Origin of the sequence: Streptococcus sp. DAT741 (assembly GCF_009866825.1) — a bacterium.
GTDB classification, from domain to species: domain Bacteria; phylum Bacillota; class Bacilli; order Lactobacillales; family Streptococcaceae; genus Streptococcus; species Streptococcus ruminantium.
In genome coordinates this window covers 299,992-316,955 of the sequence record NZ_CP019557.1, presented here as the reverse complement: position 1 = coordinate 316,955, position 16,964 = coordinate 299,992, and the positions used below count along the sequence as shown (strand labels likewise).

The window sequence follows — 16,964 nt, the reverse complement described above, 5'->3', positions numbered from 1 at the left end:
TCTATTATAGAATCTTTATTGCTTACGAATTCCATCTTCCTGATAGGCTGCACGCGCTCCACCAATGAGTTTTGGCCGACTAGCGAGGGCTGTGACATGAGCCTGCCCGATTTCTCGCAGGCTTGTCCGAATGGGAACTTGAACATGTTTGACATGCATGCCGATAGCTGTATCCCCAATATCGATACCTGCCTGAGCAGTGATAAATTCCACTTCGACAGGATCCTTCATATACTTGAAAGCCGCTAGTTGTCCAGATCCTCCTGCATGAAGGGTCGGTAGAACATTGACAATCTCCAAGTCTTTCTGGATGGCCAATTCTCGCTCGACCACCAAGGCACGATTGAGGTGTTCACAACCTTGAACAGCCAGATAAATTCCTTTGGGCTCTAGGATGCTTAGAGTCGTTTCCACGACTGCTTCGCCAACTTCTAGGTTAGAATTTTTCCCGATATATCCACCGATAACCTCACTTGATGACAAGCCGAGGATAAAAATCTGTCCCTTTTGAAGATTGCTGAGTCCTAATACTTCCTCGACAAGTTGCTTAGTTTGAGCTTTAATTTCCTTTAGTGACATGACGGATCACTCCTATTCTCTCTACCGCTTGAGCCAAGATGTAGCCAAGCACTAGACCGACTGTGTTTTGCAAGAAGTTAGCTGGAACGTCTTTTATTGCAGTGGCTACATTATACAGAAGACTTGAGGCTGCAAAATACCCTCCAACCATGGAGAGACTAGCTAAGAAAACACCAAGATAGCGTTGCTTGCCTGTCCATCCCGCAAAATAGCCTTGCGCTCCGTGAAAAAGCAAGCTGAAGAAGGCCCATTGAGGATAGCCTAACAAGAAATCAATCAATAGTCCTGATAAGCTGCCTACAATGACTCCTTCCTTCTTACCGAGATAGAAGGCTGTGAAGTAGATTCCTACATCTAAAAGTGAAGTGAAACCATTTGGTGTCGGCATATAAACATGTGCCAGAGCTAAACTTAGGGCTATCAAAAGAGATAGCAAGACCATTATCCTTATCTTTTTACTTCTCATACTGCACCACTCCATAGTCATCTGAAGTTTCGATGGCACGGAAAACAAAGTCCTTTGATAAACGAACTGCCTCAAGTGGGCTTCTTCCCAGCAGTAGCTGACTTGCAATACTAGAGGCGAAAGTACAGCCTGCTCCGACATTGTTGCTAGAAAGAATCGGTGACTCCAATACGATAAAATCTTGACCATCATAATAAACATCAATCGCCTTCTCCTTACTCAAGCGATTGCCACCTTTGATTACGACATGTTTGGCACCCAACTCATGTAAGATAAGAGCTGCCTGCTTCATCTCCTCCACTGTTTTGATGTCTCTATTAGTCAATAGCTGAGCTTCTGCCAAGTTTGGAGTGATAATGGTTACATAAGAGAAAAATTTCAAGAGCTCATCACGTAATTGGCTGACTTCTGTATCATGCGTTTCCTTGCAGACCAAAACTGGATCCAACACCACAGGAATATCTTGATGCAACTTAATAACTTCCAAAGCCTGCTCTGCTATTTCTACATTAGGCAACAGACCAATTTTAATCGCTGAAAAAGGAACGTCCTTCAAGCTAACAAGCTGCTGAGCAAAAACATGGGAATCAGTCGGAATGACCTCAAACCCTTTATCCGTCATAGCTGTCAGACAAGTCACTGCCACAAAACCATGCAACTGATGAACAGTATAAGTAGTCAAATCTGCGTAGAGACCACCACCACTGAAAATATCATTGCCTGAAAGAGCCAAAACATAGTTAGTCTTCATAAATAATCTCCTTTAAGTATAAACCATTGCCTGCTGCTGTTGGTCCTGCCAAGTCTCGATTCTTTTCCTCCAAAATCTGCTTGATTTGTCCAACTGGCATCCGACCATTGCCAATCTTGAGCAGGGTACCGACCATATTTCGGACCTGCTTGTAGAGAAAACCATTGCCCGAAAAAGTAAAAATCAAAAATTGCCGCTGCGGGTCATATTCAACGGTTGCTGTCGTAATCGTTCGCACCTTATTTTCTACAGAGGTTCCAGAAGCGGTAAAACCAGTGAAGTCATGTGTCCCTTCCAAGTCTTTGATGGCCTGCTCTATCAAAGACAGGTCTAGGTCATAGGGATAGAAGGTAGCATAATGTCTCATCATAGGGTTTTTAGGGCGTCCAATATCTACTAAAAACTCGTAAGTCTTGCTGTGTTTGGCATAACGACAATGAAAATCGTCCGCCACCTGCTCTACCTTAACCACATCAATATCCTCTGGAGTTTGGGTATCGAGGGCAAAGCGTAGCTTCTCAGCATCTCGACTGCCAAATAGGTCAAAGTGAATAACCTGACCGTAGGCATGGACGCCCGAATCCGTACGACCTGCTCCATGAACAATAACCTCCCGACCGCTATTCAAGCGCTTGAGAGTTTTTTCAATCTCTTCTTGAACCGTACGGGCGTGGGGCTGGCGCTGAAAACCCGAAAACCCATAACCATCGTAGGAAATAATTGCTTTATATCTTGCCATGTTTTGATTGTAGCATAGGAAAAGGAGGGAAACAAGGCTAATAAAGCTATTCTGTGCTAGCACAGATGCTGATTTACTCCTATATTGACACACCTTTTTAAATAAACTATAATGAAACCGAGTATTGTAACTGAGAATTATTATGAAAGAACAAATGAAAGGAGGGAGCTATGGAACTTCATTCCCACCTCAATGCTGAAAATCAGACCGCTTTTGAACATGTTATTCAGCATTTAAAAGAAAAAGGGGTTCGTATCACTGAAACTCGGAAAGCCGTCATAACCTATATTATCGAAAGTGATGACCACCCTAGCGCTGAAATGATTTACCAAAATTTATTGCCTGATTATCCAAATATGAGTCTTGCAACGGTTTATAACAATCTCAAGCTTCTTCTGGAAGAGGGGTTTGTGACAGAGATTAAACGAACCAATGATAACACGACCTATTACGACTTTATGGGCCACGAACATTTAAATGTTATCTGCGAGGTCTGTGGTAAAATCACTGATTTTATGGATGTTGAAATCCCTAGCCTAAAAAAAGAAGCCCACAACCAAACAGGGTATAAAATTACCAAAGAGGTTTTATCCATCTACGGTATCTGCCCTGATTGTCAGAACTTAAAAACTTAGCACCGAAGCGACTTGGACCGTCGCTTTTTTGTTTTTTCCTAAGAATGATCTGACTTTTGTTATTTAGAACAATTATAATTAATCTTGACTTCTTTATTTAGAATTGATATAATTAAATAAAAAAGATAATAATTATTCTAAATAAGGAGCAAAGCCATGAACCTTGTACTCACTTTAAAAAAGGGTAGGCCAATCTTAGCAACTGCTTTCTGCTTATTTTTTATCCTTATCGGCCTTCTTCTCATCCATACGGGTCAAAAAGCTGTCACAGCGCTACTATTCATAACAGCCTTTATCATCGGTGGCTACCAGTCTGCCAAGGAAGGACTTACCGAACTCGTCTTCAATAAGCATTTGTCTGTTGATGTACTGATGATTTTAGCAGCCGTTGGTTCTGGCATTATCGGTTATTGGTTGGAAGGGGCCTTACTCATCTTTATCTTCTCTCTTTCTTCTACCCTTGAAGAGTTAGCTATGGAAAAGAGTAAAAACGCTATCGCAACTCTTATGAAAATGACTCCACCAACCGCCCGTAAAATCGAGTTAAACGGGGATATAACGACTCTGGATACAACTGACATCCGTGTCGGTGATTTTTTACAGGTCCGCAAGGGAGACACTGTTCCCTTAGATGCTACTCTCATCAGTGGACAATCCATTTTTGATGAGTCTATGATTACGGGAGAACCTTTGCCGGCTGAAAAAGAAGCTGGGGATACTATTATTGGTGGTACTATTAACCAAGGTCCTACTGTTACTGTTCAAGTAACCGCTGAAAAAGGAGATGCTCTTTTTGACAAGATTATCCAGATGGTACAGCAAGCACAGGAGTCCAAATCAAAAACGACCACTTTCATTGAGAATATGGAAGATACCTATGTGAAGGTTGTTCTTATTGCTGTGCCTCTTTTCAATCTTTTTGTACATTTTGTTCTCGGCTGGGATTGGTTAACCTCTTTTTATCGTAGCATGATTCTTTTAACAATTGCCTCTCCATGTGCGCTCGTAGCCAGCTCTTCACCGGCGACACTTTCTGCTATTAGTCGAGCAGCTAGAAAGGGGATGATCATCAAAGGAGGGGACATTGCAGATCGTATCGCCAATTTGGATGCTATTGTATTTGATAAAACCGGTACATTGACCAAGGGGAAACCCGAGGTGGTAGGCGCTATGTATTTTGGCGATGAAGTAATCATTAAGGAAGTCGTTCAAGCTGTCGAAAAACAATCTAGTCATCCAATCGCTCAGGCTCTCTTGGCCTATACTGCTGCTAGCTCTGTCATTTCCCTAGAGGAAAGTTATGATTTAACTGGAGAGGGGATGATAGCTCGCTATCAGGGACAAGAATGGAAAATTGGGAAATCAGATTTTGTGACAACCAGTCTCATGAGGGCTCTATCTACCGAATTACAAAAGGATATTCATACTGCCGAGGGCACTGGAAAAACCTTGGTTTATGTCAGTCAAAATGATGTACTTATGGCAATCTTTTTAGTGGAGGACAGCCTGAAACCTGAGAGTAAATTACTGATTAGCCAGCTTAAAAAAATGGGGATCACCCCAATTCTTTTGACTGGCGATCAAGAGAAAACAGCTCGCTATGTGGCAAACCAAATTGGTATTGAGCGAGTGATTGCCAACTGTTTGCCAACAGATAAGGCCGCTGTTATTCAGGAGCTGCAAAAAGAGTTTTCTTATGTAGGGATGGTCGGTGACGGTGTCAATGATGCCCCCGCCTTGGCTCAGGCCAATATCAGCTATGCTATGGGAAGCGGAACAGCTATCGCCATGGAGTCTGCTGATATTGTCCTCATGGAAGATTTAACACGTATTCCTTACTCTGTCCGCTTATCCAAAAAAATGCGTACAATCATCAAGCAAAATATTATCTTTGCTCTTTCTGTCATCACTCTTCTTCTCATCTCTAATCTTTCTCAAGCAATCAACCTTCCTCTCGGCGTGATTGGCCACGAAGGTTCGACAATTCTTGTCATTTTAAACGGATTAAGATTGCTGTACTTTAAATAAGTAAAAACAGCGAGTGAGAACATTAGGAATTGGTAGACTTTTGCATTTATATTGATCTATCGAAAAAGGAAGTGGAAACAGGCCACCTAGATAGTTTCTTCCTCAATCGCAGAATAATAAAAAAATAGACATAAAGCCCTCATTAGGAGTAATCTTAGTGAGGGGATTATTTTGTTTATGGTCAGGAGGCAATATCCAGTACGATAAGCCCTGCCTCTATCTGATTATCTACGATACTAGATAATAAAATGAGGACCAGTAGCTGAATAAGCCTATCAAATTTTAAATAGATATGGTTCGCAAAATATGACTATTGCACTTACACATCAGCTAAAAAATAGCTCCTATCTCCTTAAATGTACAAGCTGTCTGAATTTTTAGCACAAAAAAAGGGCTCTATAATTTCTGTAGTGGGTAAACCCGCTGTGGAGATTATAGGGCTTTTTGAGTATCAAAAAAGTCCCATAAGACTTATAATGAAAAGCGCTTAAACAACTCATTAGAAAGTATCTTATGGAACACATCAATAATACCACATTACTCATCGGAATTAAAGACAAAAATATCATCTTAAATAAAGCCATTCAACACGATACCCATATCGAAGTCACCGCTACACTTGATTATCACCCTCCCAAATGTAAACACTGTAAAGGAAAACAAATCAAATACGACTTCCAGAAACCTTCTAAAATTCCTTTTATTGAAATCGCCGGTTTCCCTAGCCTCATTCGTTTGAAAAAGAGACGATTTCAGTGCAAGTCCTGTCGAAAAGTAACTGTTTCTGAAACATCTCTCGTTCAGAAAAATTGCCAAATTTCTGAAATAGTGAGACAGAAAATCGCTCACCTATTGCTCAACAGAGAGGCTCTTACCCATATCGCTGCTAAGCTCGCTATCTCTACCTCTACTGTCTATCGCAAGTTCAAGCAATTTCATTTCCAAGAGGAGTACACTACTTTGCCAGAAGTGCTTTCCTGGGATGAGTTCTCCTACCAGAAGGGAAAACTGGCCTTCATTGCTCAGGATTTTAACACCAAGAAAATCATTACCATCCTTGATGACAGACGTCAAACAACCATCCGAAATCATTTCTTCAAGTACTCGAAAGAAGCTAGAAAAAAAGTTAAAGTCGTCACTGTCGATATGTCTGGAAGTTATATTCCTCTCATCAAGGTTCTATTTCCTCAAGCTAAAATTGTTCTCGATCGTTTCCACATTGTCCAGCACATCAATAGAGCTCTCAAGCAAACACGTATTGAAATCATGAAGCAATTTGACGATAAATCTCTTGAATACAGAGCTCTTAAGTACTACTGGAAACTTGTTCAAAAAGATAGTCGGAAACTGTCTCTTAAGGCGTTCTATGCTCGAACCTTTAGAGAAACATTAACTCCTAGAGAATGTCTCAATAAGATTTTCAAACTAGTCCCTGAGCTTAAAGATTACTATGACCTGTACCAGTTACTCCTTTTCCACCTGCAAGAGAAGAATACTGAGCAGTTTTGGGGCTTAATTCAAGACGCTTTACCTCATCTCAATCGCACCTTTAAAACCGCTTTGAGCACATTTATTCGCTATAAAAACTACATCACTAACGCCATTGAATTGCCTTACTCTAACGCTAAACTTGAGGCCACTAACAAACTCATCAAAGACATCAAGCGCAATGCCTTTGGTTACAAGAACTTTGACAATTTCAAGAAACGTATCTTAATCGCCTTGAACATCAAAAATGAGAAGACGAAGTTCGTCTCCTCTCGCGCTTAGCTATAAGTCACCCACTACAGTTGACAAAGAACCAAAAAAAGGCTACTAGCAATGAGCACGTAGCCTAAATAAATATTTTCTCCTTGATTGTGTCATAGGGAAGAATGCTTGTTCTCTTTTTAGTTTTTGTATAAAAGAAAAGTTCGTTGACAAGCCTTCATTTTGGGTTATCAAACTAAATCCAGAACGTGTTACTCCCTTCACATAACTCCGAAGGTTTGGGAAACCTTTGGAGATGGAGCGGACAAGTTTTGCAACATTCGTATAAATCAGATTTGGAATGAGAAACGTCCATTGGTAAGATAGGTTCTGTAAATTCTATCTCCGACCCCTATTTGTTAAAACCAAGCGATCACTACACTGAGATGGTGACACAAATTCTGAAGAATGAAGCTGGATTTTCCCAGCTTTTTTTCTGGATATTGACCTAGTAAGTAGACAAGCGTTTTTCCAGATGAACCTGCCCAACTGCGTAAAGAGTACAGATGACCCAATAAATGAAGGCAACACAGATATAAACTGTCATGTAGTCTGACTTGGCACCACCGACAATCTTAGCCTTATTGAAAATCTCTGGCACAGTAATCATGGCTGTCAGAGAAGTGCTTTTGACCATATCCAAAAGAACATTGCTGAGCGGGGGAAGAGCAATCCGAAAGGCCTGAGGAATGATAATTTTGCGGTAAACCACACTGGTCCGCAACCCCAAAGATTGCGCCGCCTCCCATTGTCCTTTATCAATCGCTGAAAGGGAGGCACGAATAATTTCAGAAATATAGGCGCTGGACATGGAAGTAAAGGCGATAATGGAAGCGGCAAACGCATCTAGTTGGAGACCCATAAATGGCAAACCAAAATAGATGAAAAAAAGTAAAACCATGAGCGGAATTCCCCGCATCAACGAGATATGGACCATAGCCAACCAGCGAAATGGTAAAAACTTGGACATCCGCATCAACGCTACAAAGAAACCGCAGAAAGTCCCAAGAGAAAAACCAATTAAGGAAAGGGCGAGAGTATAGGGTAAGCCTTCCAATATTTGAGGAATAGCTTCTCTTGCAATATTTATATTCAATACCGCCTGCCAATTGATATTCATCCATTTCCTTTCTCATCTCTTGTACTCAATCAACATCAACAAATTAAATCACCGCTGTTATCTGTTGGTGTTCAAAAGATATTTTGCCAGTTCAAAGACCAACTCTATTTTACTTCAATAACTGGCAACTTATCTGCGTTTGCAATTGGAACTGTCAGGTCTTGACCTGCATAGTATTTCTCTGAAATGGTCTTTAAAGTTCCATCTGCCTTCATGGCTTCTAAAGCTTCGTCAATTTTCAACTTCAAGCTATCATCTATCTTGCTCATCACAATTCCCTGCTCGGTTGGGTTATACTTGGCATCTCCCATTTTTACCTTAATATCTGGGAAGTTGGCTTTAGCCCATTTGACCGCCATGACCTGTGTGAAGTAATCATTGGGAATAAAGTCTGTACGACCTGTTGATACATCTCGCAAGTAAACATCATTGGTAACATTGTCATAAATGACTGGTTCTGCTCCCTGCTTTTCAGCAATCTTCATGTACTGCGTGCCTGCACCACCACCAGCTTTTTTGCCGGTCCAGTCACTCAAGTCTGCCGCTTGGATACCTGACGAACCATCTTCACGAACAATGTACCCACCAACAGAATACTTATAAGGGATAGAGAAATTGTATTTTTCTTTGCGAGTTGGTGTCATGTCAAAATTATTTACAGAAAGGTCAACCTTACCACTATCTACGGCGGTGAATGCTTCTGCTACACCAATCTCTTGGAAATCAATTTTCAGCTTCAAACGTTTGCCGATTTCATTCATCATATCAACTTCGTAGCCGACCAATTCTTTAGCATCATTGTGGTAAGAAGTTGGGAATAAGGTACCGGGTGTCGCCACCTTCAAAACACCTGCTTCCTCCACTTTTTTCCACTGATTTTGCCCAGTAGAAGAACTACCTGTGTTTGAGTTTGAACTAGAACATGCTGCCAAGGCCAAGGTCGAAACCAAAAACGCTGAGGCCAAAACTTTTTTCAACATCGTCATCTCCTTTAGAAGTCCGTTACTTCTATTTTTTCTTTTCTGGTGTTAACCCACCAACTTTTACAAGGTAACATTTTAAAAGCGTTTTGGCAAATAATTGAACCGGAAACTACAAGCTCTTACGAGGAAAATAGACCTGCTTGCTCTAACTGGCTAGCTAGCTGCAAGAGAAGATCTTCACGACCCTTGGCAGCGGTGAGTTGAACACCTATTGGCAGACCATCTGCTCGTACATAGGTCGGAAGTGAAATGGCTGGTTGTCCACAAATATTGGCTACCTGCGTAAAGGGAGTCAAAGCGAGACTGTCCTCAAACATCTCCCATATGAGTGCTTGCTGCTCTTCCATGGAATATTCTTGAGTGTGTCTGAGACGGTCACGCAGATCAACAGACAAAGTAAATTGTCCATGCTTAGGAGCTACATCTGCTACTGTCGGCGTTAGAAACACATCATAGGTCTGATGAAAGGCTGACATAGCTACTCCATACTGATCCCAAGCTTTCAAGGCCTTCGAGTATAGCTTAGCCGGGATGGTCTGCCCACTTTGATAAATGGTCCAAGTCATAAGCTCCATATCATCCAAAGTCATCTTTCGTCCGAGAGTTCCTTCGATGTCATCAAACATTTGGGCTGTTTCAACACTATTCATCAAATAATAAGACTTCATGACTTCAATCCCATCAAGAGGATAGGTAGCCAATTCTGCCACTTCATGCCCCATATCCGACAAAATCTGACAGATGTCCACTACCGCTTGTTTGGCGTCTGAGCTAACCTGACTTCCGACTGGCGACTGCGTATAGTAGGCAATTCTTAGAGGACGCTGCAATTGACCAAATATCTCTTCCTCTCTCAATTTTGCTAGGGGAAAAGGAGCTTCGACTTGGTAATCTTGTAAATGATAGAGCAGTCTCTGGGTATCACGAATAGACTTGGTTAAGGCAAAACTTACAGCAGCACCCTGCCAGCTTCGATAGGCTTTTGGTCCGACCGGAATCCGTCCCCTACTAGTTTTGAGTCCAATCAAGCCATTGAAAGAGGCAGGGATACGGATAGAGCCACCCCCATCTGATGCTGCTGCAATAGAAACCATGCCAGATGCGAGCGCTGCTGCTGCTCCACCGCTTGATCCGCCAGCATTACGACTTTTATCTGCCGGAAGATTAACAGGTCCGTGAATTGTAGCATCCGAAATATTTTTAAAGCCAAATTCAGGAGTATTGGTCCGACCAAGGATGATGAATCCCAAGTTTTTCAGGCGCTGAACATAAGTATCGGTATGACCTGCTGGTTGCCCAACAAACAATCTCGAACCCAAAGAAGATGGCTGTCCAGCTTCATTTTGCCCCAAATCTTTCAGTAAAAACGGCACCCCTGCAAAAGGCTTACCCAGATAATCTTCCTTTTCAGACTCCGCCAGAGCCTGTTCGTATTGCTTAATAATGACTGCGTTTAACTGAGGATTGAGCTTTTCTATCTTATCAATGGTCTCAAGGACAAGTTCCTTAGCTGATACTTCTTTTTGGTTAACAGCCCGAGCAATGGCTGTTGCATCTTTCCATTCCATCTGGATCTCCCTTTCTATTTCATCCTTCACTCAGAATAAGACCAACCAACTCTTCTGCACTAATCTTTCCAAAATAATGTTCCATATCCAGATTAGCCAGAGCTGCCAGAAGATCCTCTTCCAACAGACGAGTACCAATTAACTTGGCTTCTACTTCATTGATATTGCCTTTGGCAAAGAAATCCCCATAGATACGACATTTAGCGATACGTCCTTTTTCTACTTCTAAGTGAATATCAACTGTTCCGCCAGTAAAGCGCCCATCTCTACGGTAGCTATATTGTGGTGAATTACCATAATTCCACTCCCAATTCTTGTACTTATCCCTTACTAATTGATCTATAGCTGCCCAATCTTTTGCTGTCAGTTCATAACGTTTGGCTTGATCAATTGAATCGATACCCAATAGCTTACAGGTCATGAGATTTTTAAATTCCTCAGTAGTGACAGCTTGGTATTCTTTTGCCAGATAAGGACGGATGGTTCCTACTCGGCTTTTGACTGATTTGATTCCTTTGGATTCAATTTTTTTCTTGTTTGGGTTGAGAACCTTTGACATAGCTTCTTCATCCACATCCAACAGCAGGGAATAGCCACCGTAAATACGATTGTTACTGATCGTCATAGCTGCACCGGATACCTTCTTCCCTTCAATCACAAGGTCATTTCGTCCAGTCTGCTCCACCTGAACAGCCCCCAATTCGTGCAGAGCTTGGATAGCTGGTTGATAGGCTCGCTTAAAATCACCAAACAGTCCATTGTCTTGGATAAGGTAGCAAACATTGACTGCACCCTGATCTACATAAACTGCTCCACCACCTGTATCTCTGCGAACCAGTAAGATATTCTTTTCTTTTAAATACGCCTCATTCACTTCAACCAAGGCATTTTGGAACTTGCCAATTTCAACTTTTGGATCGCAATAGTAAGGGAAGAGGATGTCATCATCCAAAAAGATATTCTGCTGGACGTAAACCTGCATAGCAAGAGCGACAGCCCCATCACGGACATATTGTCCATCACGAATTGGTTCAATAAGGTACACGTTTTTCTCCTTTAAAATAGATTGTATGAGTATCCTCAAGCAGCTGAGCAATATCTTGTGACAATGTCAAACTGCGTTCCCTGATAGGAAGAGGAAGGCGGTAATGTTTTTGATTGAGACTGACAAATAGAGACTGTGGATTTTGTTGGACCCTAGTTTGAAAGGGAAGTTTGATAAACTGAGGGGTGATGAAGCCGACACCAATTTCCAGATAAAGAACCTTACCTGTTTGATAATGATCTAAAAAGGCATCATAGCGCGCTTTTTGAGCAAAAAAATCTGGCGATTCGACCATGCCTTTTTCTGCGTTGCGTTTATTGATTTCAAACGGAGCATCGCAAAGGGGACATCTCGGAATCAACTCATAAGGAATCTTCATATCAGCCTGCTCTGCTATCATTTGACGAATAAGGGAGTCATCACGATAGGTTTGGTCGTGACAATGACGACTACACTGCCATAGTCCATATTCCCCTTGGATGTGAAAGACCTTGTCCATATCATAATTTACTACCCCAAAAGCATTGTCTGCATTGGTCGTTATGATGTGATAAGGTTTGTCTGCTAACAGTTCTTTTAAACGGACATAAGAGAGTCCGACTGGCTGATCCAGATAATTCAATGCCACAAAGCGACTCTGGAAGGCCCAGTACTCCTCTGTACTTTCAAAATGAAACAAACTAGCTTGCAACATATCCAAAAAGCCATATTTTGCAATAAAATCTGGAAAAACATTCTCAAAGCGAGGGCCAATATAAGTGAAGCCATCTGCCGCAGACATCCCTGCACCAATTCCCACTACAACAGCATCTGCTTCTTCCAGCAAACTAGCCAACTGTTCTGCCTGACTCCGATTTCTCTGTTTAAGCGTCTGCCACATGGACATCTTCCTCTCTTTTCCCTAATAATTGCTTGTAATATAGCCTATCTTCTGATGAGAAGACTGAAAAAATTATATCTAGTCGATAGCCTGTATCTCTCAACCATTTTCGAGTAATTGAAACAGCCAGCTCAGCCGCCTGTTCCTTTGGATAGCCAAACTCTCCAGTTGCTAGAGCTGGAAAAGCGATGCTATGCAAGCCACGCGCCTTGGCCTCATCTAAACAGGAACGGTAACATTGTTCCAAAAGAGAGCGACGAATGGGTGATACAGGCTTACCAGGAGCAATAAAGGGGCCGACCGTGTGGAAAATCCAGTCTGCTGGCAAATAAAAGGCGGGAGTCACCTTGACCCTTCCAACAGCCTCTGGACCACTATTTTGCTCCATCAGCTTGGCACAGTACTGACGTAACTCTATACCTGAAAAAGTATGGATTGCATTATCCAAACAAGCATGATTCGGAATAAAACACCCTAACAATCGACTATTGGCTGCATTGACAATAGCATCAACCTGCAAATGACACAGATTACCTTCATAGAGAAACATCTGCTCCTCTCTCGTCGGTAAGCACTCTTCCAACCCTACTCGGTGTGCCTGCTTATAAGCAGTTAAGAACTGAGCTTCTGCTTCCATATAAGCCTTAGAGACAGGACCAGCCGGACGCTGATTCACCAGTCCTCTCCATGTCTGCATCAGTTCATTCAAGCTTACGTTTTTTAGTTGTTCATCCTGCTCCTCTCCCTTCTCGGTCTTTAATAAACCAATCATGAGAAGGAGTTGCTGCTGCTCTTTTCTAGGCATCTTCGAGTGCTAGAAAAGCTTCTTCTGAAACATCTGTCAGGCGAACCAACCAATTCTCCTCAGGTTTTTCTGAATTGAGCAAGGTTGGCTGGTTGATGGCTGCAATATTGTACTCTACCACTCGACCAGCCAACGGTGTCAAAATCGCCATGACTGTTTTAGATGCTTCCAGATTTAAGATTTCATCATGAACTTCTAATACATCCTTGTCTGTGAAACTAACAAAACCAAGTGTTCCCACATCGTCTTGCAACTCAGCAGTCATGCGAATGGTATACACTTCATCTTCTTTTTCTACCCAAAGGTAGTTGGCAAATTTTTTCATACAATTACTCACTTTCTATACTATCTGCTAGCAATTCGATTGCTTTTAAGCGATTATCAATCCCTGCAAGCAGGGGAATAAAGAGAATTTCATCTGGCTGGCTCGCTGCAATCAAACGATCAACCTGAGTCTTTACCTCAACTGGATTCCCAACAATCATACGGCTGCGATGTTGGGCAATCTTTTTCCTATCCTCTTCCGTTAATGGATAGGACTGGTAGGTTTTCAGACTAGGAAAATGGGAAAACTCATTAAACTCTCTTTTACCTAACATCCAAATATCCAACGATTTGGCTAAGTCTTCCGCTTCCTGACTAGTTGGTGCAATCACTACAAAAAGAGCTAGGGCAAAATACGGTCGCTTCATCACATTGGAAGGCTGGAAATTCTGTCGATAAATCTGTGACAAACGACCAGCCTGCTCCACAGGATCATGGTCTATATAAGGAAAACTACCAAAGACATATCCCAACCCCAGCCGGGCAGAGAAAGAAAGGGAGTGTCCACCCATTCCTAGCGTAAATACTTCTGGATAAATCGACAGTCGAGGCGAGACTCCAATACTATCATCTTGTCCTGTCAGATAGCCCGTAAACTGCTGAAGCCATTCCTCAAACTGGTTAGGTTGGAAGAGACTCTTCATATGCTGCTTCACTAGCGGTGTACCGATAGAGTTCCCCAAGCCAATGTCTACACGCCCTGGAAATAGATTTTCCAAGCTGGCTGCTAGCTCTGCTATTTTATATGGTGAATAGTGAAGCCCCATGATCCCACCCGATCCCAAATGGATTCGCTGGGTCTGACTAGCTAGATAAGGAATAACCACCTCGGGACTACCAATGCTCAGAGCCTGAACATTATGGTGTTCTGCTAGCCAAAAACGATGATACCCTAGCATCTCTGCTGCCTGTATCAAAGCCAGACTATCCTGCCACGCTTGGTGATGAGTCCGCCCCTCATCAAGTAGACCATAGTCCAAAAGACTAATTTTCATGTTGATTTTCCTCGTAATGTTTCTCTAAGCTCCGAAAGAGTTCGCGAGACTCCTTCGGAAGGGATTCTCCATAATCCATCAAAGGGACAATATCCTTAAAAGAAGCATGTGGTATGGCTAATTGGGATAAATCCTGCGGTCGAATCCGTAACTGAATATCCTCCGGTCTGCCTGCCTTAATCTTATGAACAAACTCAGGATCGGTGATGAAAGGAGTGGATAAACCAACCATATCCGCATGTTTCAAGGCTTCTACAGCTTTCTCTACCGAATTGATTCCTCCCGTTGCCATGATCAATAACCGTCCCTTTAAGGCATTGTGAACCACTTGATTGACTAACCTTCCCCGGTAGCAACCAGCACCTCGAACTCGATTACGAAAAACATCATGCCCCCAAGAGGCGATCGCTAGGTAATCAAGCTTGACAAGTTCCAAGGCTCGATCCATAAAGTTTAAAAATTCTTCTATGGAATAACCGACACTGGCACCTCTGGTTTCTTCTGGCGTTGCCCGAAAACCGAGGATAAACTCTTTCGGCGCATACTCATCAATGACTTCCTGAACCCTTTTCAAGACTTCCAAACCCAAGCGAGAGCGATTGTCTAAGCTCTGACAGCCATACTGATCCTTCCGCTGATTGGAAAACGTAGAAAAAAAAGTCTGGATAAGAAGTCTCTGAGCAGAGGAAATTTCTACCCCCGCAAAGCCCGCCTCTATCGCACGTCGAGTTGCCTGACCATAAGCCTCTACAATTTCCTCTAGATCTACCACTGTCAACTCCTTAACTTCATGAAAAAATGGAGAGTGGAGTTTCATAGGACTAGGACCGTAGACAAGTCTATCTCGATTCAAGGCATGACTGGCAAAACGTCCTGCATGAGTCAACTGCAAAACGGCTTTGGCTCCCTTGGACTGCATGGTCCGGGCTAGGCAGCTCAAGCCCGCCACATCCTCATCCTTGGATACACTAAAGCCATATTCAAACAACTGCCCCCTTGGATCTACATAGGCTGCACCTGTAATCTGCAAGGGAGCCGCATCAGCCCTACGAAGAGCGTAATCCAGATCATCTTGGGTCACAAATCCCTCCGCAGTGGAAGAATTCGTCACCATAGGGGACAAGACAAAACGATTGCTCAGGACCGATTGTTTTAAGGGCAAAGCTTCAAATAAAGACTGATAAAAAAGCATCTCTTCTCCTAAATCCCTACCTTCTCCATCGTCTGCTTCATTGTTTGAGCTAGACTCATAAAATCAGACATATTTTCCGACGAGGGATAAAAGGTTGATAAGATAGCTCCCTGATCTGTCAAAACGCTTTCTATCCGTTCTTTCATGCCTTCTATGGTCAACTCTTTTCCTACTAATTCAGACAAGGTCGCCATAGAAGCAGGATCAATCTGTGGGAATCGTTCCGGTACTGCTTGAGATACAAAACTGGCTTGATAAAAGCCGGCCACCAATCGACCTCTGCTATCTTGGTTACCAAATACGCTGATATAAGCCGAAATAGCAATGGCATTCTGGTAAATTCGCTGAGCCAAGCCAGCAAATTTCCGACCGTTAATGCTCAGATCATAGGTCCCCGGACAGTAGGAAGCACGAATCTCTCCACTGACTACCTCAACAGGAAAATCTGCTAATGCTTGTCTAATCACATCTACCATCACCTGATAGGACTGCTGCAAATCCAGCCTATAGCCCAGAGGGTTGGGTAAAATGAGGGTTATATTTAAAACTCCTCGGTCTGCTACAACCGCTAAACCACCCAAACTGCGGATAATAGGAGTATAACCTGCCTGGCGGATAAAATCTAAACCATTTGTAAATTGAGAAACCTGACGATCCATCATTCCAAGAATCAGTGTCTTCTCCATCGGCCAAAAATGTAAAATTCCTGATTCAGGTTGGCGATTAACCTCACGCAAAAAGACCTCGGTCCAAACTAGCGGTCCCTGCTTGGAAACTGCAAGTCCAGACCTGTCTTCATACTTCTTTATATTCATATCTGCTAACCAAGATTTCATCAAGTAAGATTCTCTTTCATTTTCTACCCTTATTGTAACATAGACTATTTATAGCGATCGAAAAAATGCTTCTATTTTTTTCAGAGCGATAAAATCATCGCTGCTTGTAGCTCTATATTGAAAAGTTCCGATCCACAACGATAACAAAGCTCTGTCTTTATTTTTGGTCTACGTCCTTTGCCTTGATTTTATACATCCCCTATATTTTCTAAAAAACAAAATGAACATCTTACAGAACTGTTAGTTAGCGTAAAAATCACCTTTTTGAT

At 42.4% G+C, this 16,964-nt stretch carries 17 protein-coding genes; 3 read left to right on the top strand and 14 right to left on the bottom strand.

All coding sequences use genetic code 11. The features are described 5' to 3' along the window. Positions 1–15: 15 nt before the first annotated feature. From BZG42_RS01615 to truA, 4 genes are read right to left on the bottom strand one after another with little or no spacing between them, the layout of a single operon-like run. Entirely contained in the window at positions 16–579 is a 564-nt protein-coding gene (locus BZG42_RS01615; protein ID WP_155995620.1) for a TIGR01440 family protein, read from the bottom strand. Then, positions 560–1,045, bottom strand: coding sequence for an ECF transporter S component (locus BZG42_RS01610; protein WP_024531623.1), 486 nt, complete (start codon positions 1,043–1,045; stop codon positions 560–562). The genes BZG42_RS01615 and BZG42_RS01610 overlap by 20 nt, the downstream gene beginning before the upstream one ends. Then, entirely contained in the window at positions 1,035–1,796 is a 762-nt protein-coding gene (locus tag BZG42_RS01605; protein ID WP_155964025.1) for a bifunctional hydroxymethylpyrimidine kinase/phosphomethylpyrimidine kinase, read from the bottom strand. Before BZG42_RS01605 ends, BZG42_RS01610 begins: the two co-directional genes overlap by 11 nt. Next, the gene (truA, locus tag BZG42_RS01600; protein WP_024531625.1) at positions 1,786–2,535 is read right to left on the bottom strand and encodes a tRNA pseudouridine(38-40) synthase TruA; all 750 of its coding nucleotides are present in this window, start codon (positions 2,533–2,535) and stop codon (positions 1,786–1,788) included. Before truA ends, BZG42_RS01605 begins: the two co-directional genes overlap by 11 nt. A gap of 170 nt (positions 2,536–2,705) precedes the next feature. Between truA and BZG42_RS01595 the strand changes: the two genes are divergently transcribed. From BZG42_RS01595 to BZG42_RS01585, 3 genes are all read left to right on the top strand, one after another. Then, a complete protein-coding gene (locus BZG42_RS01595) occupies positions 2,706–3,170 on the top strand; it encodes a Fur family transcriptional regulator (protein ID WP_120171313.1) in 465 nt (154 codons plus the stop codon). Positions 3,171–3,326: 156 nt separating this feature from the next. Further along, positions 3,327–5,198 (top strand): heavy metal translocating P-type ATPase, encoded by a 1,872-nt coding sequence (locus BZG42_RS01590; RefSeq protein WP_155995618.1) that lies wholly within the window; start codon positions 3,327–3,329, stop codon positions 5,196–5,198. Positions 5,199–5,711: 513 nt separating this feature from the next. Beyond that, positions 5,712–6,968 carry an ISL3 family transposase gene (locus tag BZG42_RS01585; protein WP_159780053.1) on the top strand — a complete coding sequence of 419 codons (1,257 nt, stop codon included), beginning with the start codon at positions 5,712–5,714 and terminating at the stop codon, positions 6,966–6,968. Between the two features lie 427 nt (positions 6,969–7,395). Here BZG42_RS01585 and BZG42_RS01580 read toward each other — a convergent pair whose 3' ends face one another. From BZG42_RS01580 to BZG42_RS01535, 10 genes are all read right to left on the bottom strand, one after another. Next, positions 7,396–8,067, bottom strand: coding sequence for an amino acid ABC transporter permease (locus tag BZG42_RS01580; protein WP_155995352.1), 672 nt, complete (start codon positions 8,065–8,067; stop codon positions 7,396–7,398). Between the two features lie 104 nt (positions 8,068–8,171). Beyond that, a complete protein-coding gene (locus BZG42_RS01575) occupies positions 8,172–9,047 on the bottom strand; it encodes a transporter substrate-binding domain-containing protein (RefSeq protein WP_155995354.1) in 876 nt (291 codons plus the stop codon). A 122-nt stretch (positions 9,048–9,169) separates the two neighbouring features. Then, complete coding sequence (locus BZG42_RS01570) at positions 9,170–10,618, bottom strand: amidase (protein ID WP_155995356.1); 1,449 nt, start codon at positions 10,616–10,618, stop codon at positions 9,170–9,172. A 19-nt stretch (positions 10,619–10,637) separates the two neighbouring features. Beyond that, positions 10,638–11,663, bottom strand: a complete 1,026-nt coding sequence (locus BZG42_RS01565; protein ID WP_155995358.1) for a lipoate--protein ligase — start codon at positions 11,661–11,663, stop codon at positions 10,638–10,640. Then, positions 11,650–12,549, bottom strand: coding sequence for an SIR2 family NAD-dependent protein deacylase (locus BZG42_RS01560; RefSeq protein WP_155995360.1), 900 nt, complete (start codon positions 12,547–12,549; stop codon positions 11,650–11,652). Before BZG42_RS01560 ends, BZG42_RS01565 begins: the two co-directional genes overlap by 14 nt. Continuing rightward, complete coding sequence (locus BZG42_RS01555) at positions 12,527–13,348, bottom strand: protein-ADP-ribose hydrolase (protein WP_155995362.1); 822 nt, start codon at positions 13,346–13,348, stop codon at positions 12,527–12,529. Before BZG42_RS01555 ends, BZG42_RS01560 begins: the two co-directional genes overlap by 23 nt. After that, positions 13,341–13,673, bottom strand: a complete 333-nt coding sequence (locus BZG42_RS01550) for a glycine cleavage system protein H (RefSeq protein ID WP_024531634.1) — start codon at positions 13,671–13,673, stop codon at positions 13,341–13,343. Before BZG42_RS01550 ends, BZG42_RS01555 begins: the two co-directional genes overlap by 8 nt. Before the next feature lie 4 nt (positions 13,674–13,677). Further along, on the bottom strand, positions 13,678–14,667 hold the full coding sequence (locus tag BZG42_RS01545) for an MsnO8 family LLM class oxidoreductase (RefSeq protein ID WP_155995364.1): 990 nt from the start codon (positions 14,665–14,667) through the stop codon (positions 13,678–13,680). Next, positions 14,657–15,859, bottom strand: a complete 1,203-nt coding sequence (locus BZG42_RS01540; RefSeq protein ID WP_155995366.1) for an NADH-dependent flavin oxidoreductase — start codon at positions 15,857–15,859, stop codon at positions 14,657–14,659. The genes BZG42_RS01545 and BZG42_RS01540 overlap by 11 nt, the downstream gene beginning before the upstream one ends. A gap of 8 nt (positions 15,860–15,867) precedes the next feature. Then, a complete protein-coding gene (locus tag BZG42_RS01535) occupies positions 15,868–16,695 on the bottom strand; it encodes a lipoate--protein ligase family protein (protein ID WP_155995368.1) in 828 nt (275 codons plus the stop codon). Positions 16,696–16,964 lie beyond the last annotated feature (269 nt).